Raw genomic sequence first — 24,781 nt, 5'->3', positions numbered from 1 at the left:
TGAGATTGTAGACAATAAAAAATGCAGCTTGTGAAGGCTGCATTTATTGTTTTTTCTTCGAATTAGCTAGACGCTTAATTCGAAGAGATAACCGTAATCAGTTGGTGGCTCTCGCCTGGCTGTAACGTTTTACCTGCTTCTAGGCTTGGTGCATGCAGCGTTGATTCTACACACATCATAGTGAGGTAACCGTCGTCTTGCATATCGCCCATACTCGCAGCGCCTTCAGCCCACGGGTTCCATAATACAGCAGAGTTATGACCGTGGTTCTCAACCGTTAAAGTGCGATCCAATTTTTTGTCAGCAACAAAAATTTGCGCTTCTGGTTGTGTGTAAACACGATCGATGGTGTCAGTCAGGACAAGCTCAGAACCACCTTGGCAGATCTTACCACCTTGTAGGCTATCAATGTATTCAGCGCCCATACCTGTCGTGGTTGTGTTGTGAATATTTCCAACGTTTAGGTAAGAGTGCAGCGCACCAGAGAAAGTCCATGGCTGAGAATCAGTGTTCTTCACATCCAAGGTCACTTTTAGTTGCTCGCCGATTTCAACATTCAAACGAGCATCGAATTGATGAGGCCAGACAGTTAACGTCTCTTCGTTTGGCTTTAGACCTAAGCTTACTATCACACCCGCTTCGCTTTCACGGTGCTCAACTAATTGCCATTCGCTTGAACGTGCAAAACCATGAGCAGGTGCTGCAATGCGACCAAACCAAGGCCAACATACCGGAATACCGCCACGTAGAGCCGTTTTGCCATCAAACTTAGCTTGTTGACTCATCCAAATTAGGTCTTCTTGGCCTTGTGGTTGGAATGACACGACATGGCCGCCAAACAATGAAATGGCTGCGTTTGCTTTATCGTGGATAACGCGAACTAGTTTTACGCCTTCGTGTTCTACGATAGTCACGTTGTCAGAAAGTACAGTCAGTGTGGGTAGAGTAGATAAATCCATTACATGATCCTTCTAAGGAAATTGAATTCAAATGCTGACTAGAGTGATGCTTGTGATATGACGAGTAACAAGCTCAGACAGTATTAGAATTGAACTTCGTTGTTTTTTAATCAACTTCATTCAAAAGACGCTCAAAATATAGCAGGTATTAAAAAGGCGACACTAAGGTCGCCTTTTTCAAAGTCTTTCTCAATGAAAGTCTTCGCCAATGCTTATCTAAAGCGATTTCTAAAAAGAAATTACTTAGAGATGTGAGCGATTAGGTCTAGAACTTTGTTTGAGTAACCGATTTCGTTGTCGTACCAAGATACAACTTTAACGAATTTGTCAGTTAGAGCAACACCAGCTTTAGCATCGAATACTGAAGTTTGAACTTCACCGATGAAATCTTGTGATACTACTTGGTCTTCAGTGTAACCAAGAACGCCAGCCATTTCGCCTTCAGAAGCTTCTTTCATTGCAGCACAAATTTCTTCGTAAGATGCAGCTTCTTTTAGGTTAACAGTTAGGTCAACTACAGATACGTTAGCAGTTGGTACACGGAAAGCCATACCAGTTAGAAGGCCGTTTAGTTCTGGAAGAACAACGCCTACAGCTTTAGCAGCACCAGTTGAAGATGGGATGATGTTTTGAGAAGCACCACGGCCACCGCGCCAGTCTTTAGCAGAAGGACCATCTACAGTTTTTTGAGTTGCTGTAGTAGCGTGAACTGTAGTCATAAGACCAGACTCAATGCCCCACTTATCGTTAAGTACTTTAGCGATAGGTGCAAGACAGTTAGTAGTACAAGAAGCGTTAGAAACGATGTCTTGACCAGCGTAAGATGCTTGGTTAACGCCCATTACGAACATTGGAGTTGCATCTTTAGAAGGACCAGTAAGAACTACTTTCTTAGCGCCAGCAGTGATGTGCTTACGTGCAGTCTCATCAGTTAGGAAAAGACCAGTTGCTTCAGCAACTACGTCTACTTCGATAGCATCCCACTTAAGGTCTTCTGGGTTACGCTCAGCTGTAACACGTACAGTTTTACCGTTAACGATTAGGTTACCGCCTTCAACTTCAACAGTACCGTTGAAACGGCCGTGAGTTGAGTCGTACTTAAGCATGTATGCCATGTACTCTACGTCGATTAGATCGTTAATACCTACTACTTCGATGTCTGCACGCTCTTGAGCTGCGCGGAATACGAAACGGCCGATACGGCCAAAACCGTTAATACCTACTTTGATAGTCATTGTAGTTGCTCCACAACTTAATTTCTGATTAAAGATAACTGGTAGTAAAATTACAGAATCCAGTATACATCTGCAATAGATAATCCGACTTAACTTGTTTAATGTCAAAAAAAAGCGACGCTTTTCTTAACAATTGGGTGTAAGTGGTTGAAAATTGACCATTGCGAGTGGCTCTGTACCCTTCCAGTTGGGTAAAATACCCCTAAATGATGATTCACTTATGAGTGTATATGTACAATGTTTCCTGGTGAGAAAGTATGTGCTACAAAACGACTCATATGCAAGCCTTTATGGTAAAAAGTAAATATAATAAATGAGAATGTGGAGAGATATTAACGTGATTCAAAAGGAAGGAAATATGTTAAAGCCTGATGAATACTGGCGTGAACGCCTATCAGACGATGAATTTGAAGTGTGTCGTCTACGTGGAACTGAAGCCCCTTATAGCGGTAAGTTACTGCATAATCAGAAGACGGGTGTCTATAGCTGCACATGCTGTGAAAGCCCTTTGTTTCTGTCGGATAACAAATATGACTCTGGGTGTGGATGGCCTAGTTTTGACGCCCCAGTGAATGATGAAGCGGTACGCTATATAGAAGATCTAAGTCACGGAATGAAGCGTGTAGAGATCCGTTGTACTGCTTGTGATAGCCATTTAGGTCACGTTTTCCCTGATGGCCCACAGACAACTGGCGAGCGCTTCTGTGTTAATTCAGTGTCGTTAATTTTCAACAAAAATGACAAAATTACGAAATAACTTGTAACTATTGTTTAATCCTTACAGATTGCATTTGCCGATTTAGGAATACTGAACTGCCCAAGATTTCAGAATTAATTCTAGTACAAATAAAAACAGCTACCAGAAAGGTAGCTGTTTTTTTAGGCTGATGAATAGGAAGTCTAGGTTAGAAATCAATAAGTGTTCGATCAGTAATTAGGGACGACCGAAGGGCTGTAAACCCCATCTTCAATGGCTTCGACAATTTTGTCTGCGTCTTTATTTAACTGCTTGTATCTTGGGGCGTCGAAGTTATAGAGAACGGCCAACTCCGCTTCAGAAGCAATCGGCACATCAAACTCTTTGGCTACCATTGCCCATACGTACGCCTTTTCTCTATGGCCTAAGCTGTGATTGATGCTAGCCATGGACTTAAATATCTCAGTATTAACAACCGAGTTATTCGACAAGGTTAGCGCATTATTGAGTAGCTTCAATGTCTTGGCATGATCTCTCGTGGTATAGAAAGTCGCTAGAGCATATTGCATCTCCGCCGTATTTAATGCTTCAGTTCCTTCTAACTGTAAGAAGCTGCGTCTTGCATTAGTATCACCAGTTTGTGACCACAAGAAGTAGAGTGTTTCTGGTGTGTCTGATTGAGATAGCTCACTAACGATTCGTTCTGACTCTTCAATACTGTGCATTAATGCCGTAAAGCGACGTTCTTGAAGTTGGGATTGGTCAATGGTCTCGATCTGTGCGGCAAGTTCTAAACACTTTTTATATGCAGTGACTAACTCGAATTCTTTAATCTTATTGGTTTCGGTTGGTTGTTTTTGAACTTCAAATCGATGCCATATGAGGTCGGTACGTGCAACACGACATTGTCCGTCGTTCATGTTCAGCAGCTCACATTGTAACGTTGGGTTACTTTGGCATAGCTGATCCGTGTTTTTGTTTCCTTCAAGGCACCCAACCAGAGTGAAAGGCAATATGCCAACCGCCAACCATTTCATAATTTTCATATTCCTTCACTTGTGATCAAATACACTTATTTTCGGTCAGGTTCTTGACTCAATTTCGTTACGGGTTATTTTCTGGTGAAAATTGTTAAAACTAAGGCTTTTTACCATGGATGCAGAACAACTTCTTAGCGCAATGACTCCCGAAGTCTACGAACGTTTAACCTACGCTGTTGAAACAGGTAAATGGCCAGAAGGTACGGCGCTCTCAAAAGAACAGCGCGACTCGTGTATGCAGGCGGTGATGTTATACCAATCTAAACATAACTCTGAAGCTCAACATATGACAATTGCAGCTGGTGGTGAAATTAGCTTTAAATCTAAGTCTGAACTGAAAAAACAGTTTAAGTCAGACCAAGAAGATATTGTTAGGGTCAACCCGAATCACTAAGCTAAATTACAACAAAGGGGTGGCACTGTGCCACCCCTTTTAATTTTAAGCCGCTTATTTATAAGCAGTTAAACGATTTAGCTCACGTTAAATACTTTTGAACCCATTGAAGGTTCATGCTCTCGCGGAGCTTTCTTTGTATGATGAAAGCTTCTGTTAACGACGAAAGCTCCTATTGACTACGAAACCTATTGTTAACCATGAAACCTATTGTTAACCATGAAACTTATTACCAACACGAAGATCTTGGCTCAATCCACAGCAAAACAAGCTTATAAGCTCATCTCACCACGAAGCACTTGTAGCATCTGAGCCTTCACTTCTTCATAGCTTAGGTTTTGGCTTAATAAGTAGTGTAGCTTAGCCAACGCCGCTTCTGGCGTCATATCAAAGCCACTAACTACGCCAGCTTCTGCAAGTGCACATCCTGTTGCGTAACCGCCCATGTTGACTTTACCTGCCAAACATTGCGTTAGATTCACCACAATCACACCACGCTCTGACGCATCTTTCAGATGCTGAAGCAGCTCTGGATTTTGTGGTGCATTACCGACACCAAAAGTCAGTAGGATCATCGCGTTAACAGGCTGTAGCAGCGTGTTGCGGATTACTTCATGTGAGATGCCTGGATACATAGTGATTACGCCGATGGGTTGCGGCGTAATGTTATGAACCTTGAAAGCTCCTTCAGGTTGTTCGTTGACTTTTACGTTATTGCTAAGCTGGATATTAATACCTGCTTCAAGCAATGGGCTTAGGTTTGGCGACGTAAAGGCATTGAAGCCATCTGCATGTGATTTTGTACTGCGGTTACCGCGCATCAACTTGTTGTTGAAGAACAGGGTTACTTCATTGATAGGGTAGTTAGCTGCAAGGTGTAACGCATTCAGCAGGTTTGCTTGTCCATCTGAACGAAGCTCAGCTAGTGGGATCTGAGAGCCCGTAACAATCACAGGTTTGCCTAGGTTTTCAAGCATGAAAGACAGCGCCGAAGCCGTGTAAGCCATAGTGTCTGTACCATGCAGGATAACGAAACCATCGTACTTATCGTAGTTCGCGCGAATATCATCAGCGATAGTTTGCCAATCAAGTGGCGTCATATCGGAAGAATCCATCAATGGAGAGTATTCATGAATGGTGTATTCAGGCATCTCTGGACGATGAAACTCTGGCATACCTGCTAGCTGCTTATCCATAAAACCAGCGACAGGAACATAGCCGTGATCAATAGACTTCTGCATGCCAATTGTGCCGCCGGTATACGCGATATAGATGTGTTTTCTTTCCATGGCGATTAATACTTAGTGTGATATAGGGAACAGGGAGGCGATTATAGCGAATTATCATGCAATAAAAAGAGGCGCCTTACACAGAGGCGCCTCTTGATTATTGAGTTATTGGTTTAACTTATTGAACTTGGCAGTTTAAGCAAAAAGCATATCGGCCTTGTGGGTCGTTAAAGTTGCCTAACAACTGGCTATCTTGGGCTAACTGCTGAGTAACAGGTCGTAAACTGCTCGGTATCATCGATTGGATATCTAGGCCTATCGACATCTGAACTTGATTCATAAATTCTTGAATAAATTGTTCAGTGGCAGAGAGTGGCTCTTCTACCCAGTAGATGTTGTAGGTTTCAAGGTCTGCTAGTGAAGCTGCTGCCGCGATTGCATCGTCAAAATCACCGATTTCATCCACGAGTCCTTTTTGCATCGCATCTTGACCTGTCCATACTCGGCCTTGAGCGATCTTGTCGACAGCATCAACTTCTATACCTCGATTTTCTCCAACCAAGCTGATGAAACGGCGGTAACCATTTTCAATACCCATTTGGAATGCATCCTTCGCACCGTCGCTTAATCCGGTGGTTATACCTAGGCCAGAGAAAGGTGAAGTTCCAACACCGTCAGTATAAACGCCAATGTCATTCAAGCCTTTCTCGAAAGTTGTGATGACGCTGAAGATACCAATCGAACCGGTCAGCGTGGTTGGTTGAGCTAGGATCTTGTCTGCGCCCATTGAGATCCAGTAACCACCAGAAGCAGCAAGGCTAGACATCGAAACGACGACTGGCTTACCTGCTTGTTTGATCGCTTCTATTTCATTGCGGATCACTTCTGAAGCAAATGCACTGCCACCTGGGCTATCTACTCTAAGTACTACCGCTTTCACTTGATCGTCGTTGCGCGCTTGGCGAAGTAGGGCTGCAGTTGTATCACCACCAACCGTACCACGTGGTTGTTTACCATCCATAATCGCGCCGCTGGCAACAATCACCGCAACATCGTGTGACTCGCTTGTTAGATCAGGAAGCATGGTTGTTCGGTACTCGTAGTAGCCAAGTGCGTTGTAGCTGTCTTGACCATCACTACCGAATACATCAGCAAGCTCAAGTCGAACTTGCTGGCGAGTTGCTAGTTCGTCGACTAACCCTAACTTCTCTGCCAGTTTTGCAATATCGCCATCTACTGATTCAAGGTCTTTTAAGAAAGAGTCCATGCTTGGGTTCAGCGTTTTAGCATCGATCTGACGGTTGTTGCTCACGTCATCAACATAGGCTCCCCATAGTTGGCTTAACCAACGAGAAGCGGACTCTTTGGCAGCATCCGACATATCGTCGCGAATGAAAGGTTCTATTGCAGACTTATAAGTACCCACACGGAACACATGTGTGTTCACGTCTAGCTTCTCTAATAAGCTTTTGTAGTAAAGTGAGTAAGCGCTGTAACCTTTAAGGAGCACACCACCGTCTGGTGATAGGAAGACCTTATCGGCGTAGCTGGCTAAGTAATATTGGCTTTGGTTGTAAAAATCACCCACTGCATAAATAGGTTTACCCGTTGCCTTAAATTCATTTAGCGCTTTAGCAATGTAACGAAGTTTAGTTAGGTTGGTTTCTGGCAATTCTCTGAGCGCAAGAACGATACCGGTGACGTTATCATCATCTTTGGCATAGCGAATCGTTTTAACGATATCAAACAGGACGTTCTCTTTTGGAAGGTCTTTACCCAGTAATGAACCTGTTACGGAATCCATTGGGTTAATGTAGCGACTTTGTTCGACAATCGGACCAGAAAGGTTAAGCACTAGAGCCGATTGTTGTGGGACTGTCGGTTGAGTCGTATCTGAGTGAAAGTACACAAAGTAGATGATGGCGATACTGAGTAAAAAGAAGAGGTTAACAAGCGCAAGACGCACAAACGTGATGAGCTTCCAAATCCCTTTAAAGATCATGCCTATAAATTTGAATATTTTTTTCATTCTGTCTCCGCAGTGAGATCACGTCGCTTTAACAAGCAGCAGTACTATTAATCTCAATAATATGAACTGCTTAGTATCCTACGATAATTCCCTAGCTCAAACTACACCAAGAATTGTTAATCGATATATATTCTCATTAAGTGTAGTCATATTAGGGGGTGTTGAACGATTAATGCGGCCTGCATTATGATCGGTGTTACAAAAATGTAAACGGTTGTTTGAAATTTTGGTGATTGAACTATAATGTGGTCAGACCACAAGGATAAAATAATAGAAGTGATGTCTGCCATGTACCCACATTTACTTGAACCACTCGATCTTGGATTTACTCAGTTACGTAACCGTGTATTGATGGGATCAATGCACACAGGTTTAGAAGAAAATAAAGAAGGCCTGCACAAACTCGCCGCATTTTATGAAGAGCGAGCAAAAGGAGGCGTTGGCCTTATTGTTACCGGTGGTTTCTCTCCTAATTTACGTGGCAGATTAACCCCATTCAGTGCTGAATTTAGTAAAGTTAAGCACGCTAGAGCGCACCAAGTTGTTACTGAAGCCGTACATAAGCATGGTGGTAAAATTGCTCTTCAGTTGTTGCATGCTGGTCGCTATGCAATGCACCCCTTCGCGCAGAGTGCTTCTGGCATTAAAGCGCCGATCGCTAAGTTTGCACCGAGTGAGATGAGCCCTCGCCAAATTAAAAAGACCATTGGTGCCTTTGCCAATAGTGCTGAGTTGGCGCAAGTTGCTGGCTATGATGGCATTGAGATCATGGGTTCTGAGGGGTACCTGATTAACCAATTCATCTGTAAGCGTACCAATATGCGTTACGATGAATGGGGTGGCTCGTATGAAAAACGCATGCGCTTCCCGTTAGAGGTAGTCAAATCGATTCGTGAAGCGGTTGGTGATGATTTCATTATTATTTTTAGACTGTCGATGCTGGATTTGGTTGAGCAAGGCAGTACCTTTGAAGATGTTGTGCTGTTGGCTCAAAAACTCGAAGAAGCGGGTGTCACCATTATCAACACCGGCATCGGTTGGCATGAAGCTCGTATTCCGACCATCGCGACACAAGTGCCAAGAGGCGCATTCTCTTGGGTGACGGAAAAAGTAAAACCTCACGTTTCTATTCCGGTGATTACCTGTAACCGAATTAATACGCCTGAAGAAGCAGAACGCATTCTCAGTTCCGGGCAGGCGGATATGGTCTCCATGGCTCGTCCTTTCTTGGCTGATCCAGACTTCGTCAATAAAGCCGCTCAAGATCAAGCGCGTTTTATTAATACTTGTATCGGCTGTAATCAAGCCTGCCTTGATAACGTGTTTAAAGGTAAAAGAGCGAGTTGTTTAGTTAACCCACGTGCTTGTTATGAAACTGAAATTATTGTTCAGCCTGCCGAAGCGACCAAAACGATTGCTGTTGTTGGTGCTGGGCCTGCTGGTTTAGCTTGTGCTACGACCTTGGCACAACGTGGACATAAGGTTGACTTGATTGAGAAAAACGATCGTATCGGCGGCCAATTCAGATTGGCAATGCAGATTCCGGGTAAAGAAGAGTTCAGAGAAACCATTCGTTACTTTGCTAACCAAATTGATGCATCAGGCGTGAATCTGAAACTTGATACTGAAGCAACGTTTGAAATGCTGTTGAAGTACGATGAAGTTGTGATGGCTGCTGGTGTTGAACCAAGAAAGCTTGATATTGAAGGCATCGATCAAGAAAACGTAGTCGACTATCAAACCTTGATTCGCGAAAAGACACCAGTAGGCGAAAAAGTTGCAATTGTTGGTGCCGGTGGTATTGGTATTGATGTGGCAACTATGCTGACCGAGCCGACTTCTCACAGCTTGGACGACTGGCTACATGAGTGGGGCATTGATAAGAATATGGAGCACCCAGGTGGGCTTTACCCTTATCCTGATTCATTTAGCGATAAGACCGTTTGGGTGATGCAACGTAAAGCAGGTCGTGTCGGTAAAGGTCCGGGTAAGACTACAGGTTGGATTCATAAACGCACATTGGAAAAACGTGGTGTTAACTTACTTGGCGGCGTGAGCTACAGCAAGATTGACGACCAAGGTCTGCACATCAGCGTTGGTAAGAAAGAGCAGGTACTCGATGCCGATTCCGTTATTGTATGTGCGGGGCAAGTTTCTGTTCGTCCATTCGAAGACATGTGGCAAGAGTTTGGCGGCAAACTGCACGTGATAGGCGGTGCTGATTATGCAGGTGAACTGGACGCGGTGCGTGCAATTCGCCAAGGTGTAGAGTTGGCTATTAAGCTTTAGAAAACAGTTGAATGACTTTGCTCAACTCGCTGTAGATTGAAAGGTAAATAAGGCTCCTAAGTCACAGATTTAGGAGCCTTTATTGTTTCTAGTAGCACTAACTATTATTTCAAATGGACTGTCGTTGAGATTTATTATCGTTTGCATTTTATGCTACAGTTCAAGTATATAAATAATAAAGAATTAGTAAGGACTTCAAATGGATGCTTTGGATCTATTGCTCAACAGACGCTCAATCGCCAAACTCTCTGATCCAGCACCTGAAGGTGCCGCGTTAGAAAATATCATCAAAGCGGGCTTACGAGCTCCAGACCATGGTGCATTGACACCTTGGCGTTTTGTTATCGCGCAAGGTTCAGGTTTACAAAAACTCTCTGACATTTTAGTTCGTGCAGCACAAGCTGACCAAAGCGAAGAAGCGGTGATTGAGAAAGTAAAGAAAGCGCCGTTTCGAGCTCCAATGGTGATCACAATCATCGCAAAGGTAACTGAGCACGAAAAAGTGCCAGCGTTCGAACAACACCTGTCTGCGGGTTGCGCTGCACAAGCAATGCAAATGGCCGCTGTCGCGCAAGGTTTCCAAGGTTTTTGGCGTTCAGGGAAATGGATGTTCCATCCAGAAGTTCACCAAGCATTTGGCATGGAAGGTGATGACGAAATTGTTGGTTTTTTATATTTGGGTACTCCGGGCTGTACGCCAATGAAAGTGCCAGAGCGTGAATTCTCAAAGTTCGTCGAGTTCTTATAGAGTACGTTGAAGCTGAATAGTGGAATACTAACTGTATAAACAACCAGTTTTCCTTGATTTATTAGGGCCACATTAGATAATGTGGCCCTAATTGTTTGTAGCACCTGGAAAAACATGTCTCGTCTTATCATTGCTGAAAAACCAAGCCTAGGCCGCGCGATTGCCGCCGCATTACCGAATCCACAGAAGAAAGACCAAGGGTTTATCAAATGTGGAAATGGGGACGTGGTGACTTGGTGCATTGGACACTTATTGGAACAGGTTGAACCGGATGCTTATGATGACCGTTATAAGAAGTGGAACTTAGCTGATCTGCCTATTGTGCCAGAGCAATGGCAACTGAGACCGCGTAAGACTTCAAGCAAACAGCTTACGGTGATCCGAAAGCTATTGAAAGACGCCACACAAATTGTCCATGCGGGTGACCCAGATAGAGAAGGGCAACTGCTAGTCGATGAAGTGATCGACTATTGCAAGGTATCCAAGGCCAAGAAAGAGTCGATGGACAGGCTGCTGATCAGCGATTTGAACTTACCAGCGGTAAAGCGTGCGCTCTCTCAAATGCGCAGTAACCGAGACTTTATTCCACTGTCTATTTCTGCTTTAGCACGCTCTAGAGCCGATTGGCTGTATGGCATGAACATGACCCGAGCTTACACCTTGCTGGGTCAAAAGGCGGGTTACCAAGGCGTGTTGTCGGTAGGGCGAGTGCAAACGCCAGTACTTGGTTTGGTTGTAAGACGTGATGAAGAAATTGAGAATTTCATTCCTAAAGATTACTTCACTCTGCACGCTTTGATCCCTTATCAAAACAACGGCCAGAGCTTTGATATTCGAGCGCGTTGGAAACCAAGCGAAGCATGTAAACCATGGCAAGATGAAGAAGGCCGAGTGCTCAATCGAAAGCTGGTTGAGAACGTGGCTAACCGAATTGCGAATCAACCCGCGACGGTAACGGAATCAGAGCAAAAACAAAGTAAACAAGCTGCCCCACTGCCTTATTCGCTGTCAGCACTGCAGATTGATGCGTCTAAGCGTTTTGGTATGAGTGCTCAGCAGGTGTTAGATACGTGTCAGTCGTTGTACGAGAAACACAAACTCATCACTTACCCGCGTTCTGATAGCCGCTATTTACCGAAAGATCACTACTCACAACGAGAGTCGGTCGTGGATGCTATCGCTAACAATGCGAAAGAGCTGCAAAGTGGTGCTCAAGGTGCGGACCTTTCTCTTAAATCCAAAGCATGGAACGACAGCAAGGTCGACGCTCACCACGCGATAATTCCTACTCCGAAAAAGTCATCGGTGAACGGCCTATCTGCCAATGAGATGAAGATCTATCAGCAAATCGCTCGTCAGTATCTAATGCAATTCTACCCACCTGCTATTTTTGCCGATGCCAAGTTAGTCTTTGATATTGCTGGTGGCGTGTTCATTGCGAAAGGGCGTCAGCTTATTAACCCTGGTTGGAAGGCGTTGATGGGTAAAACAGATACCGAAGAGAAGGGGGATGGAACTGATGCGGTTCCACCGCTAGATAAAGGTTCTGTGTTGACGTGTCGTGAAGGTGTGATTGGCGATAAGAAAACCGAGCCGCCAAAACACTTCACGGAAGCGACCTTGCTACAAGCGATGACAGGTATCGCGCGCTTTGTCGCGAACAAAGACCTTAAAGCCATTTTGAAAGAGACCGACGGCCTTGGCACAGAAGCAACCCGTGCGGGCATTTTAGATACTCTATTCAAAAGGCAACTGCTAACGCGCCAAGGTAAGAGCATTCATAGTAGCCCTGCGGGCAGAGGTTTGATTCATGCTTTACCTGAGGACTCGACCTTTCCCGACATGACAGCTCACTGGGAGCATCAGTTGCAAGGCATGGCTGAACGAAATCAAGCGTATCAACCTTTCATGCAAGCGCTAGAAAGCAAGATTGATGGTTTGATGGGCAAGGTAAAAACAGGCGAAGTTCCTGAGTCTCTGCGTCATCTTCCTAAAGTCGAAAGACCGGCTTTTAAACGTCGCAAAGGCGGTGGTGCGAAGTCTTCTGCTAACAAAGGTACGTATGCTAAAAAAGGGACTTACGCTAGGAAGGGCACTAAAAGCTAAGACTTATTGAGGTTAGGATTAGCGCCCGACCTTTCGTCCGCAGCGCTTAAACAGCTGCTGCCAATAGTCCACGTGGCGACGAGTTGATGATCGAAAGGCCTGATGTGCATCTTGAATGGGAAAGTAATAATTGTGCAGTTCAGGTTGCGCGTCAAACATCCCTAGTTGCGGGGCTAACTGCTGATAGTAGCCATCCAGCTGCGCCATGTAGGGCTGAACTTTGCCTATATATTGCTGCTCGAACACATTGTTGAGATAGCGAAACTTAGTGGTGTCTCGTTGTTTACCACAGATTATACTGTCATCGAAAGTAGTGAGTTGTTTGGTGATGGTATCAAGCTCAACCGATGCACGAGCGAGTGAGTAATACAAATCCCCAAGGGTCGAACTCTTCTCTAATACTTCTTGAACCTCAATGGTTTTGCCCGAAACGAGCGATGTGTTTAACGCTTGATTGATATGTCCTAATGCATCACTGGTTTGTCGTACCTGATCGCCGACATCTGCACGTAACCACTGACTACCACGCATTTGTGATTGCATGGCATCGCTTGCATAGATGAGATTCCATTGGTGCAGTGGAAATTGTGCGAGTTTTTGCTGCTCGATTTCTTTGAGTAGTTCTACGACCTCAGAGTCTAATTCTCTACCGGATAAACATTTCCCAACACCTGCAAGTAGGGCGACTTGATAATCATAATTGCGAAACTCGTCGGCTACTTTTCCAAGTACGGAGTTTCTTTCTGCAATCAGGTTGAACAATCCACACTGACGAAGCTGGTAACTGTCGATGAGACCGATAGAAAGCGATGGCACGTCAATCAACAGTTCTCTTTTTCTCGGTAGGTTTTCAAATTCCCATTCCTCTTTTATCTCGTCAACATCTTGTACTCTGGCTATCTTGGTTTGGTAGTCGTCGAATAAGTCTCCGGGGCCATCACTGAAGCAGCCAGCTAGTATTACCGTCAGACAAAACAGCGCTGAGTGCTTTACTAGGTTTGAGAGAGGGCCTACATTCATCTGTGGGTTACCAGTCGATTTCGCTGCCATCGAAATTGAAGAAGTGACCACTGACTTCGGTATTCGCTGACTCGATGACTTCAATAAGGCCAGAAGCAGAAATGTCAGTGTCGATCAGAGCATTCGGCCCGCCCATTTCTGTCTGTACCCAGCCTGGATGCAGTGCTAATACAGTGAAGCCGTTATTGGTTAAGTCGTTGCTTAAGCTCTTCACCACGGAGTTTAGCGCGGCTTTAGAGGAACGATAGATGTAGCCGCCGCCAGAGGTGTTTTCTGTCATGCTGCCCACTCGAGAAGACAAGCAAGCGACCTTTTTCACGTCACTGTTTTCTAGAACAGGTAATAGCGTTTCGACAAGCTTCAATGGCGCAATGGTGTTGACTTCAAAAACACGGCGCCACTCTTCAACATCGGTATTGCCCAGACCGTAGCCTTTTGGCCCGTAGTAGCCAGCATTGTTAATCAATATATCGATCGCAGGAATTTGAGAGGGAAGTTGGCTCACCGCTTGGTAATCGGTTATTTCTAACTGAATGCAGGTTAGGTTGGTGTTGTGGTCTGCAAGTGAGATCAGGCCTTTGGCTGAAGAGGCGTCACGGTAAGTTGCGTACACCTTGTGATTACCTTTCAAGTATTGTTGAGTCAGGCTTAAGCCAATGCCGCGGTTCGCTCCAGTAATAAAAATAACGCTCATGGTGATTCCTTTCAGTTCAATTAGTTAAGTTTGATTGCTTAACACAAGAAAAGCAACGGTCCACCAACTGGCCATCATCATTTCCACAAAATCATTACTGATGCTATGGACCTGCAGATCACCCCAAAGAGGAGTATTACGTTTTTCATAGTGGTCTTTGAATATAATTCTAGGTAATGATAATTGTTATCATTATTTGGGGTTGTCGCCAAGTCTGATGCTGTTATGATTTTGATAAAAATACGCAATTAGTCTGATTATGATTCCTTTAATTTACCACCCAATTTATTCGCAGTTACCTTTGCCAGAAGGGCACCGCTACCCAATCAACAAATATCAGTTGTTACACGGTGCTGTTGAAGCACTAATGGATAGCGATCCTCTATGGAAGAGTCAGTTTGAAGTCTTCCAACCAATGCCAGTTTCGGTTGAACAGGTAAAACAGGTTCACGATAGTGAGTATGTGGATTTGCTTATTTCAGGTAATTTGCCCGCGGCGAAAATGAGACGCATCGGTTTCCCGTGGAGTGAACAACTTATTGAGAGAACACTCTACTCAAGCGGTGGAACTTGCTTGGCCGCTGAAATGGCGATAGAGAGTGGTTTCGCGATTCATTTGAGTGGTGGTTATCATCACGCACACCATGATTTTGGTAGCGGCTTTTGTTTGTTGAACGATCTGGTGTTAGCGGCAAAACATGCGCTGACCTTTGAACATATCGATAAAGTGCTTATCGTCGACAGCGATGTTCATCATGGTGATGGTACAGCGACTCTATGCCAAGAGAATGACGATATTATTACTCTATCGTTCCATTGCGATAAAAACTTTCCTGCACGTAAACCGCTATCCGATTTGGATGTGCCATTAAGCCGTGAAACCGGAGATGAAGAGTTTCTGCGCTGTTTCGAACAAGTTACCAAGTTGGCTATTGCTCATCACCAACCTGATCTGATCGTTTATGATGCGGGCATTGATATTCACCAAGACGATGAGCTGGGCTATTTGAATGTCTCGACACAAGGGATATTTGAGCGCGACTGTTTGATGGTCAGTCTCGCAAAATTAGAGTCTATTCCTATGGCGTGTGTGGTTGGTGGTGGATATCGGACTCAGCATCAAGATCTGGTTCCTATTCACATGCAATTATTGAAAGCAGCTTATGAAATTTATGGTTAAACGTCCCCCAAAAACCTATTAAAGAAACCGGCTATCTAAAAACCCCTTGCACCATAATGGTTCTCACCTGCACCAAAAAAGACATGGAATTGCACCAGTTTGGCTTAAATAAAGTACTTTCTTATTAGATAGTTACTTATTTTTGCGACTATTTATGGTCTATAAATTGCTTATCCTCTGTGTCTATAAAAAATACAAGGGATGTAAATGAACCTGACGGACAAGGAACGCAGTTGGCTTAATTGGTTTGGTGTGACAGGTAAACTGGCAATGCGAAGAGCCTGTTTTCTAAATCGAAGTAGAACAAGAGAGCTTGAGCAAGCATTTGAAAGCATCGCTCACACTCGCGTTAAACTGCTTCACAATTGGGTCAAGAATCAATGGGATTTCCTAGAGGACTCTGCTGTTTATTTAGCGAGTCGAAATGAAGAGCAAGCTGAGGATACGTTAGCGAGCCTGCTCAAACGCAGTTCGGATTTTTCTGAGTTGGCGATCATTGATGGCAAAGGCATCGCACAAGCTTCGAGTTTTCAAGAGCATGTCGGTATTGCTATCGGAGATAAAAAAGCAATATCAAATGCAAAGCAGCGCTATCTACACGGGCCGTATATGGACTCGCGCACTTTGAATGTAGGAGCATCAAGCTCTTCGTTTCATGACCAAGTCACATTGATGTTTTATGTGCCGTTCTCTCGAGACGATAACACACAGCAGTTCTTGTGTGGCAGAGTGCCCAATGATGTGATTAGCGATATCATTCAACGAGAAGCTGGGCATATCTACAGTGAGTCGGGTGATAACTATATCTTTATGGTGGACTCGATTCATGATCCACATATTCAACCAGGTGTTGCACTATCTCGTTCTCGTTTTGAAGATAACACTTTTTCTCATGGTGAGAATTTAAAGCAAGGAATCAGTACTGACTGGGGAACGGTCAAGATTCAACAACACACTGAGTTCGAAATTCGCTTTACCGATCCGGCCACTAATCAACTTCATCCGGGGGTCAGGGAAACCATTGAAAATGGGAGCAACCTGTTTGTTGGATACCCCGGTTATTCAGACTACCGTCATATACCAGTTATTGGAAAAGGGCTTACATTTCAGCTGGACGGATCTCCAGACACCTTTGGGATGATGTGTGAATCCGATTTGGAAGAAGTCTATAGAGACCGAAGCTTGAGTTATACCCTATCTAAGCATTTTATCGGGTGTATGTCGTTACCCATCTTTATTCCGCTATTGCTCTCCAACCTTTATTCACTTTCGCCTTACTTACAAAGTGGCCTTATGTTCGCTTGCGCAATAGTGAGCTTAGGCCTATTCAGATGGATCAGCGCCAAACCGTTAGCGGATAAAGTTCATGAGATGACAGGGGTAATGCAAACCTTAGCGGAAGGCGATGGCAATTTAAGTCGGAGACTCGACCCAACCACATTCAGTCATAATGAACTTGGTAATTTGGGGCGTTGGACCAACAGTTTTATCGATAATTTGGATAATACGGTTAGTGAGTTGGTTCATGCTAGTCATGAAGTCAGAGAAGTTTCAGAGTCTATGTTCCGCCGCAGTGTGGTAATGAGCCAAACTAGCGACGAGGCATCACAGGCGTTAAGTAATATGCTGCAATTGAGTCAGTATCAACAGAGTGAAATTACCCATGCGACTGTATCGGCAACGCAAATGGATGTGGTAATGAAGCAAGCTGTTCTTAATGCGGAAGAGGAATACAATCAGTCTGTCGAAGGTATGGAGATTGTTCGGAATATCGTAGAAAGCTCAGCGAACAGTGTTAATGAGGTGAATAATGAAATGTCCAAAGTGTCTGACATTATAGACATCATTACTGACATTACCGCGCAGACTAATCTTTTAGCCTTGAATGCGGCCATCGAGTCGGCAAGAGCGGGTGAACACGGGAGAGGATTCTCTGTCGTCGCATCTGAAGTCAGAACTCTGGCTGACCGGACATCCCAAGCCGCTAATCATATTAGTGACCTAATGAAAGAGCTACATAGTAAGTCTCGTAGTGCTGTTGAGTCTATGGAGCAAGGCGTTGAGAATGTGAGTAAAGGAAACTTAACAGTAGACTCAAACGCTCGCAGTGAACAAATTCAAGCGGCGGTTTCTGAGCTCTTTACCACGATGTCTAACCTAGATGAAAATAGTCAGCAGAATGGGCAAACTGCCGATAAGGCACAACGGTCTATATCTGACTTGCAACTCTCTACTAAACAATTAGCACGTAGAGTGTCTTTAATGGGGAATGCGTTAAGCCGATTGGATCAATTAATCGGACGCTTTGAAGTGAGCAGAAAAGTTGCTTGATGCACAGGCTTGATAAGTTGAGTGCATAAGCTTCAACTTAGATACATAAACCTTAGATACAAAAAAGCCGCTGATTTCTCAGCGGCTTTTTTTAATGTGGTGGAGGGATAGGGATTTGAACCCTAGAACCGCTATTAACGGTTGCCGGTTTTCAAGACCGGTGCTTTCGACCACTCAGCCATCCCTCCAATGGCGCGTATAATATAAGGCTGGCTTTCGCTTGTAAATACCCTTACCAACTGACTGCTTTTTTTATGAACGCTTTTTAATATTTTTATTTCTATTGGTAATTTTTTGCGCGTTATTTTCGATGAAAAGTTCAGTTTATTCCTGATAAGCGAGTATTTGCAATCAAAAGCCCTAACGCAGTTATCGAGTTTCTTCATTCGCTAGAGTGATCAGTTATTTACCACGATGGGTGGAACTTAGGGGAGGAGAATAAATATAGCGAGAACTTGAAGCTTGAGATTTTAAAATGATTAGGGCGAAGGCTTGCAAGTTTGGGCATAAACTTCAGATGCAAAAAAGCCGCTGATTTCTCAGCGGCTTTCTTTAATGTGGTGGAGGGATAGGGATTTGAACCCTAGAACCGCTATTAACGGTTGCCGGTTTTCAAGACCGGTGCTTTCGACCACTCAGCCATCCCTCCAGTGGCGTGAATAATATAAGGGGCGGAGGATCTTGTAAACCCTTAATTTACATAATTTTGTTTTGTTGCTTGTTTTCTAATCATTGATGGCAATAAAAAAGGGAAGCCGTTGGCTTCCCTTTTTTAATTGATGATCATTTAGTCATTTTTTGTGTAGAAACGCTGTAGCTCAGTTAGGCCTTGCATCAACACTGGTAAGCGCGGGCTTACGTCTTTTAAGCGCTTATAATCCTGGTCGTACAGTTTATAGTTGCCAAACTTGTCGAGCACTGTTGTTTGCTTGTCGGTAACAAGCGCCAATTCACGAGAATCGCCCGCTAGTATCCATTTTCTCTTACGCTCATCAAACAGGCTGCGACCGCTGCTGAAGTCTGTTGGGTTTGAAGACACACCCAGTAGTTCTTGCATCAATGTGACAGACACATCTAAGTGACTTGAACGATGTGTGTACTCAGAGGGAGACTTACCTGGCCAGCTGATAACTAAAGGAACCTGCAACTGATAGCGACTGTAGTTCGAGTTTGCACCCCAGCTGTTTGTCTTGGTTTCGTTAAATTCAGTACCGTGATTCGAAGTGATGACCACTACAGTATTATCGCTAAGCTCTAGGCGTTCTAATTCCGCGTAAATAGTCGCTAACTGGCTATCGGCTGCTTGTGCTGATTTTTTGTAATCGGCCGCAAAGCGCTCTTCAGTACTTAACGCAGGATCAGAGCTTGCATCGTAATTCGAAAAGTTGTCGAGTGTCGTTAGCTCAATAAAGTTGAACCAAGGACCCTTAGTGTCTGGTGATTGCACCCAATCAGACCAAGCTTGGATAGCACTTTGGTCATCATAAGTTGCTTGCTCTGGCATAACATCACGACCACGGAAAATGATTTCCGAGTAAAGTGGATCGTCGAAATTATCGCCACTGAATGCTGCGAACTTATAATTATGATTGTCTAAAACATCGAACAGTACGGCATTTGAGCCTTGAGCTCGGATGCTGCTTGAGTAGCTACTTGGCAGCCCATAGAACAAGCCAAAAATACCAAACATGTCATTACTAGAACTGTAATGGTTAGTAAAGTTGATTGCTTGTTGAGAGAAAGCGTAGCTGTTTGGCATTGCTGCAGCGTTTAGCGCATCAGAACGCAGGTTATTTACGCTGACCATCAGGATGTTGAGATCATCACTGCGTCGATTGTATTGAATCTTTTCTAGCGGGTAGCTAACTAGATTTACGTTTTCTTTGTTCTCTTCTAAGCGCTGGAGGTACTCTTCACGGTCTAGTAGGCCATGTTTTTCCATAAAGCTTTTCGCTGTCATAGGGTAAGACAGTGGGAAGTTGGCTTTTTGGCTTGTAATTGGATTATAGAAAAACGCATCAGCCCACATATAAGTTAGGTGGCTACTGATGAAACACAAAAAGAACACTGCCGTAATTGGTCGGCCGATGTGCTTATGAGACAGTTTACGTTGCTTACGCCAAACCCATTCAGATAGGCCTAGCTGTAATAAGAAGATGAGCGGCATAACAATGAACAGGTGCTGCAAATCAGAAGTGAATGCAGATTCCTCGCCACTGAATAAAACCTCCCACACGACAGGTGTCAGGTGGAGGTTTATATTTTGATACGTTTGGGTATCAATTAACAGGACAGTTAAACCTATGGTCGCGAAGCAAACGGCAACCAAACGTAGTAACTTCCTCGACGGAAGAATAAAAGTGAGTGGGAACAGCACTAATAGATAGAGAGCGAAGACTAAAAAGCCAAAATGACCAACCCACGATGCAGCTAAATAAAACTGACCCAATAGGGTTTCAGGCCAAGCCGATTGAGTAATATAACGAGTACCGATCAACATCGCCGCAATGATGTTGAAAAATGCAAACCAATGACCCCAACCAACCAGTCGAGATACACGATCGCTATATGAGTTTGCGCTGTCTACCATTTATAATTCTTTTATCCGTCAATCAAATTTAGTGAGACTTTTTATCTTCAAGAGAAGAAATTAAAGCCTCGGCAAATTTTTCAGCAATTCCTTTGCGTTGTGAAGCAGCAACGTTCTGATTTAAGACATTGGTTGCGATATTTCCAGCGATCATCAGTGAAAGTTCTGGTGAAGCTTTGTGCTTAGATAGAACAGCACCCACTTCAGCTAGGATTTTTTCAACTTGTGCATCTGTGTATTTAGATATAATCGGCATAAGGACTCTAATAATGATAGTAAAAGCGGCTTATGATAACCTACTATGCATGACAACTGAAACCTGAACGGTAATATTTTCACTATGAGCCTTCACCTTTCCAACGTAATTTTACACCAACTAAGCAAGAACGATCAGGAAGAGCTGATTGTTAACTATCGTGCTGAATCTCTAGAGAACGATGCTTCATCTGAAAGCCTAGTGGCTGAGCTTCACCGCGTGTTCAACTCAAAAGCAGGCAAAGGGTTTGGTTCTTTCAAATCCGACAGCGAATTCCAGCAGTCGTTGCATGAATTTCGAGCTGGGGAGCAAAGTTTCTATGATTTCTCTCAAAAAAGTGCTCTACGTCTAAAAGATGAACTTTCAAAGTATCCATTTGCTGATGAAGGCACGTTGGTGTTAGCTGAATATCAATCACTGGCAACAGACTACCTTTTCATTGGCTTACTGCCTTCGAACCAAAGTTTGAAAGTCACAGAAGGTCTCGACATTAGCGCGACTGACTATCTTGATATTTCAAAGATGGACATCGTGGCACGCCTTGATCTTTCAACATACGATACAGACAAAGAGTCAAACCGTTACCTTACTTATATAAAGGGGCGTATTGGTCGTAAAGTCGCAGATTTTTTCTTAGATTTTCTACAAGCTGAAGTGGGTTTAGACGCCAAGCAACAAAACCAGGTATTGATGCAAGCGGTAGAAGATTTTGTTTCTGACTCTAAGTTAGAGAAAGAAGAGGCGATCAGCTACAAAAAGCAAGTTGCGGATTACTGTAACGAACAGCTAAAAGCGGGTGATGAGGTTCAAGTTCGTGAGCTTTCTGGAGAACTGCCAGCGAGCACTGATGGCACAAGCTTCTTTGACTATACTAGTGAGCAAGGCTACGAGTTAGAAGAAAGTTTTCCAGCTGATCGCGCAACTATGCGTAAACTAACAAAATTTGTTGGTGCTGGTGGCGGTTTGAATGTTAGTTTTGATAGTCTACTTCTTGGTGAACGTATCTTTTACGATCCAGAGACTGACACACTAACCATTAAAGGCACACCACCTAACTTACGTGACCAACTGACTCGCAATAAGTCATAGTCCTGAGTTAATGGTGAAAAGCGACAGCAGGATGCTGTCGCTTGTTTTGTGCTTGGTATTCTTAGCCAGGATAATGGCTTATCGACGACACGCACAAGGAATATAGATGGAACAATCAGTAGCAAAGCCCAGTCGCTTTAAAAAACCAACCACTTTCTTGGTTGTGCTCTTGGCTCTGTGGCTATTGCCTTCATTGACCCTTCTGAATTTAAGCCGTTCTTACACTACTTCTCTCGCTCAAATTGAAGAACTTGGTATTCGCGTCAATGAATTGAGGCAATCGCTTTATTTCTCTGAACCGCTGCGAGTGTCTCGAATTAATGATTTAGCACTTGATGCACAACTTGTTTACTCGATCCGATTGCAGATTGAGTCTGATTTCCAACATGCCTTGTTTCGCCCTGATGTAAATCAACTGCTTTACGTAGCCGATCAGTTTTTAGAGAAGTTTGACGAGTTCATTCCAATCGAAAGTCAGGTTCAAGATATTGTTGATACGGTTAAAGCAATGCGTGCAGATAATAATCTTTCTTCTGAATTAAAACCTCTGATGAACGAATTTGGTGTTGTTGTCTTTGAAGCTATGTATTCCGATAGTCAAAGCTCATCAGCCACCTATCGAGCCTTTGACTCTATTCTAAAAAAATCTTACTCATTAAAAACTGAAGAGCAAGACGCAATCCAACAACTGTTGGTGGATGCTTCAGCCTTATTAGGTGATTACGCTAAGCTCCATTATTTGGTCGATAAAATTAAGAAAAACTCGGTTAATGAGCAGATCATTAAACTCGAAGCTGAATTTCATGATCGTCAATTCAACCTTTTGGTTGTGATGTTAGGCTTGAGTTTGGTCGCTATGATAGCGCTAGTCTTATTATGTGTTCGCTCAAAAATGGTCGTGCAAGAATCAGCGGAAAATTTGGGACTAGACACTGAGGACGAATCTGATAACAAAGACTTTATATCGCTTTCTGGTGAAGAAGAGCACGTGTTTCAAAAGTCTAAAGACAATGCGATTTCTCCGAGCCTCAAACAATCTAACAATAACACACACACTAAGAGAAAAGCGTCACTTAACCCACACTCAGAACCGCAATCACAACAGAGCTCTAATCTAAAAGTTCAAAGCGCTAATCCAACAATTCCAAGTGTTAATTTAGACAAAAATGTATTAACAGCAAGTGTTACAAGCTCACAAAATCTGGAAGAAGTGTCGATGGCCGGGAAACATATCGCTAGTGTGACCGATTCAAAACCTGCGATTGATATCGAAGATATGTTAGAAACGCTCGATGGTGACGCTGAATCTGTAGAATTGCTGCTTGGAGTTTTTGTACAAGACCATGCTGATGATTACACGAAGTTCAAATCTTTATTGGTTAATGATGAAACTTCTGCCGCGCGTGTTGTGCATAGCTTGAAAGGTGTGGCTGGTAGTATCAAAGCATCGAGATTAGCCATTATTGCAGCGAGCGTTGAAATGACAATGAAACAATCTAGAGCCATCAGTGAGCACGATTTAGAAGAATTAGAATTGGCAATAAAAGCTTCTGTTGACGCCGCTGTAGATTATTTAGATAGTCGGAATTAACTTTCATAGAAATTTTGACAATACTCTGACGAAGTGCTCATACAATCCGCGCCCTTAGTCTTTGTCAGAGGTTTATATGTTACTAGTGTTGAGTCGAAGTTGGATGGTATTGTTGCTTAGCATTGCGTTAAGTGGTTGTTCTCTATTAGAAGTTAAGTTAGACAGTCAGTCGACACCTCTCACTCAGCAAGAGCTAAACGCTCGAATTATGACGCGTGAATACGCCAAGATGTTTTTTACACGAGTAGAAGGCTCCGCGGACTTGATCGCGCAATCTTACTCTGACGATGACACCCTACATCAATCCTATGTTTTGCTTTGGAAGATCCATGCGGAGCAGGGCTTACAACAAGCGGCTTACCAAACTTCACCGATGTCAGCGTTGATTGATTCTTGGGTATTTACTGCGCAAATGAATCAATTCTATGCTCAAAGTCAAGGGGCTGATTTGTTCGAGACAAATGATGCGGTAGAAACCGCTATTTTTCTTGATCAAGAAGTAAAGAAACTCGCAAAAGGCGTATTGAGCTCGAGCGATTTCGATCAGAGCAAAGATTTCGTTGCGCAGTTTGTTGCTAGCCACCCATTTAAAGACCTCACATTCAGAAGCACACCCGCTTACCGTGAATGGCTGAGTTACCTAGGGAAAGACGAGTCGCAAATCGTTCAGAGCTTAGGAACGATGCCAGAGGCGATGAACGATGCGTCAGACCGTTTAAGCTTGATGGCGGATCAAACACCAAAATTGATGTCGTGGAAAGCAGAGTTAGTCGCTCTGAATAGCTCGCTAACGGGTGAAGACCTGTCTATGACGCTCGCAAGCCTTCGTCAAACATCAGCAAGCATGCAGGACTTTATTGAAAATAACCCTGAGTACATGCAAACGCTAGCTTCGATTATGTCGACAGAAATGCAGCCGCTACTGAATGACTTGAGCGATAAGACAGACCAAAAATTAGAGAGACTAAGCGATGAACGCGTGGCACTAGAAAATATGGTGACACGAGAGAGAGAAGCTCTGATAGAGATGGTTGCGAAAGAGCGGATTGAAATTGCTGGTATTGTGGCATCAGAAAGAGAGTTGTTCACTCAAGATCTAGACCGTGTTTCTCAAGATGTGGTTGTGCTTGCAATTGATAAGCTGATGGAGTTAATCAAAGGTGTGGTTATCTACTTCATCCTGTTTATCTTAGTCGTGTTCTTTGCACCTTTAGGAATCGGTTACTGGTTGGGTAAGCGAACCATAAATAAATAGTAAACATGTAAATAGATGAATTAGAAGGTTAAAAAAGAGCGCTCTAGGG

At 43.7% G+C, this 24,781-nt stretch carries 18 protein-coding genes, 2 tRNA genes and 2 pseudogenes; 11 read left to right on the top strand and 11 right to left on the bottom strand.

What is annotated here, in order from left to right; all coding sequences use genetic code 11:
* Positions 1 to 74 precede the first annotated feature (74 nt).
* A complete protein-coding gene (locus ACFI6G_RS15330) occupies positions 75 to 959 on the bottom strand; it encodes a D-hexose-6-phosphate mutarotase (protein WP_016769082.1) in 885 nt (294 codons plus the stop codon).
* A 239-nt stretch (positions 960 to 1,198) separates the two neighbouring features.
* Complete coding sequence (gene gap, locus ACFI6G_RS15325; RefSeq protein ID WP_009848658.1) at positions 1,199 to 2,194, bottom strand: type I glyceraldehyde-3-phosphate dehydrogenase; 996 nt, start codon at positions 2,192 to 2,194, stop codon at positions 1,199 to 1,201.
* A 358-nt stretch (positions 2,195 to 2,552) separates the two neighbouring features.
* Here gap and msrB point away from each other — a divergent pair, with 358 nt between their 5' ends.
* The gene (gene msrB, locus ACFI6G_RS15320) at positions 2,553 to 2,951 is read left to right on the top strand and encodes a peptide-methionine (R)-S-oxide reductase MsrB (protein WP_010437061.1); all 399 of its coding nucleotides are present in this window, start codon (positions 2,553 to 2,555) and stop codon (positions 2,949 to 2,951) included.
* Between the two features lie 170 nt (positions 2,952 to 3,121).
* On the opposite strand, the gene ACFI6G_RS15315 is transcribed toward msrB, so the two are convergent.
* Complete coding sequence (locus tag ACFI6G_RS15315; RefSeq protein ID WP_010437066.1) at positions 3,122 to 3,928, bottom strand: DUF2989 domain-containing protein; 807 nt, start codon at positions 3,926 to 3,928, stop codon at positions 3,122 to 3,124.
* A gap of 115 nt (positions 3,929 to 4,043) precedes the next feature.
* Here ACFI6G_RS15315 and ACFI6G_RS15310 point away from each other — a divergent pair, with 115 nt between their 5' ends.
* Positions 4,044 to 4,325 carry a YeaC family protein gene (locus ACFI6G_RS15310; protein WP_010437067.1) on the top strand — a complete coding sequence of 94 codons (282 nt, stop codon included), beginning with the start codon at positions 4,044 to 4,046 and terminating at the stop codon, positions 4,323 to 4,325.
* Positions 4,326 to 4,597: 272 nt separating this feature from the next.
* Here the strand turns inward: ACFI6G_RS15310 and ansA are convergent, their stop codons facing one another.
* Positions 4,598 to 5,614: an asparaginase gene (ansA, locus tag ACFI6G_RS15305; protein ID WP_010437068.1), complete on the bottom strand. Its 1,017-nt coding sequence runs from the start codon at positions 5,612 to 5,614 to the stop codon at positions 4,598 to 4,600.
* A 118-nt stretch (positions 5,615 to 5,732) separates the two neighbouring features.
* Positions 5,733 to 7,583, bottom strand: coding sequence for a signal peptide peptidase SppA (sppA, locus tag ACFI6G_RS15300; RefSeq protein ID WP_010437076.1), 1,851 nt, complete (start codon positions 7,581 to 7,583; stop codon positions 5,733 to 5,735).
* Between the two features lie 279 nt (positions 7,584 to 7,862).
* Here sppA and ACFI6G_RS15295 point away from each other — a divergent pair, with 279 nt between their 5' ends.
* The 3 genes from ACFI6G_RS15295 (at position 7,863) to ACFI6G_RS15285 (ending at position 12,726) form a co-directional block, all read left to right on the top strand.
* Positions 7,863 to 9,872: an NADPH-dependent 2,4-dienoyl-CoA reductase gene (locus ACFI6G_RS15295; RefSeq protein WP_016769081.1), complete on the top strand. Its 2,010-nt coding sequence runs from the start codon at positions 7,863 to 7,865 to the stop codon at positions 9,870 to 9,872.
* Positions 9,873 to 10,071: 199 nt separating this feature from the next.
* The gene (locus ACFI6G_RS15290; protein ID WP_016769080.1) at positions 10,072 to 10,620 is read left to right on the top strand and encodes an NAD(P)H nitroreductase; all 549 of its coding nucleotides are present in this window, start codon (positions 10,072 to 10,074) and stop codon (positions 10,618 to 10,620) included.
* Between the two features lie 114 nt (positions 10,621 to 10,734).
* Entirely contained in the window at positions 10,735 to 12,726 is a 1,992-nt protein-coding gene (locus tag ACFI6G_RS15285; RefSeq protein ID WP_016792776.1) for a DNA topoisomerase III, read from the top strand.
* A gap of 18 nt (positions 12,727 to 12,744) precedes the next feature.
* Here the strand turns inward: ACFI6G_RS15285 and ACFI6G_RS15280 are convergent, their stop codons facing one another.
* Both ACFI6G_RS15280 and ACFI6G_RS15275 read right to left on the bottom strand, forming a co-directional pair.
* Positions 12,745 to 13,776, bottom strand: a complete 1,032-nt coding sequence (locus ACFI6G_RS15280; protein ID WP_016792777.1) for a DUF3080 domain-containing protein — start codon at positions 13,774 to 13,776, stop codon at positions 12,745 to 12,747.
* A complete protein-coding gene (locus ACFI6G_RS15275; protein ID WP_016792778.1) occupies positions 13,754 to 14,440 on the bottom strand; it encodes an SDR family oxidoreductase in 687 nt (228 codons plus the stop codon). The genes ACFI6G_RS15280 and ACFI6G_RS15275 overlap by 23 nt, the downstream gene beginning before the upstream one ends.
* Before the next feature lie 259 nt (positions 14,441 to 14,699).
* Here ACFI6G_RS15275 and ACFI6G_RS15270 point away from each other — a divergent pair, with 259 nt between their 5' ends.
* Entirely contained in the window at positions 14,700 to 15,620 is a 921-nt protein-coding gene (locus ACFI6G_RS15270; RefSeq protein ID WP_010437086.1) for a histone deacetylase family protein, read from the top strand.
* Between the two features lie 207 nt (positions 15,621 to 15,827).
* Positions 15,828 to 17,951: a methyl-accepting chemotaxis protein gene (locus tag ACFI6G_RS15265; protein WP_010437088.1), complete on the top strand. Its 2,124-nt coding sequence runs from the start codon at positions 15,828 to 15,830 to the stop codon at positions 17,949 to 17,951.
* Between the two features lie 97 nt (positions 17,952 to 18,048).
* Here the strand turns inward: ACFI6G_RS15265 and ACFI6G_RS15260 are convergent.
* From ACFI6G_RS15260 to ACFI6G_RS15245, 4 genes are all read right to left on the bottom strand, one after another.
* A tRNA-Ser gene (locus tag ACFI6G_RS15260) sits at positions 18,049 to 18,139 on the bottom strand.
* A 370-nt stretch (positions 18,140 to 18,509) separates the two neighbouring features.
* Positions 18,510 to 18,600, bottom strand: a tRNA-Ser gene (locus tag ACFI6G_RS15255).
* A gap of 138 nt (positions 18,601 to 18,738) precedes the next feature.
* Positions 18,739 to 20,541 carry a DUF3413 domain-containing protein gene (locus ACFI6G_RS15250; RefSeq protein ID WP_010437089.1) on the bottom strand — a complete coding sequence of 601 codons (1,803 nt, stop codon included), beginning with the start codon at positions 20,539 to 20,541 and terminating at the stop codon, positions 18,739 to 18,741.
* 28 nt (positions 20,542 to 20,569) lie between these two features.
* Entirely contained in the window at positions 20,570 to 20,797 is a 228-nt protein-coding gene (locus ACFI6G_RS15245; RefSeq protein WP_010437090.1) for a YejL family protein, read from the bottom strand.
* An 84-nt stretch (positions 20,798 to 20,881) separates the two neighbouring features.
* On the opposite strand from ACFI6G_RS15245, the gene yejK reads away from it, so the two are divergent.
* The 4 genes and pseudogenes from yejK to ACFI6G_RS15225 all read left to right on the top strand — a co-directional run bounded on the left by yejK (position 20,882) and on the right by ACFI6G_RS15225 (position 24,732).
* On the top strand, positions 20,882 to 21,886 hold the full coding sequence (yejK, locus tag ACFI6G_RS15240) for a nucleoid-associated protein YejK (protein WP_016792779.1): 1,005 nt from the start codon (positions 20,882 to 20,884) through the stop codon (positions 21,884 to 21,886).
* Between the two features lie 106 nt (positions 21,887 to 21,992).
* A pseudogene (locus tag ACFI6G_RS15235) lies at positions 21,993 to 22,779 on the top strand (Hpt domain-containing protein); the annotation flags it as partial.
* Between the two features lie 326 nt (positions 22,780 to 23,105).
* Positions 23,106 to 23,477 (top strand): annotated as a pseudogene (locus ACFI6G_RS15230) (Hpt domain-containing protein); the annotation flags it as partial.
* 76 nt (positions 23,478 to 23,553) lie between these two features.
* A complete protein-coding gene (locus ACFI6G_RS15225; RefSeq protein WP_010437093.1) occupies positions 23,554 to 24,732 on the top strand; it encodes a DHH family phosphoesterase in 1,179 nt (392 codons plus the stop codon).
* The last annotated feature ends 49 nt before the right edge of the window (positions 24,733 to 24,781 follow it).

The sequence above is a fragment of the Vibrio sp. PSi01 genome (assembly GCF_054960695.1).
This window is presented reverse-complemented; position numbering and strand designations above follow the sequence as displayed.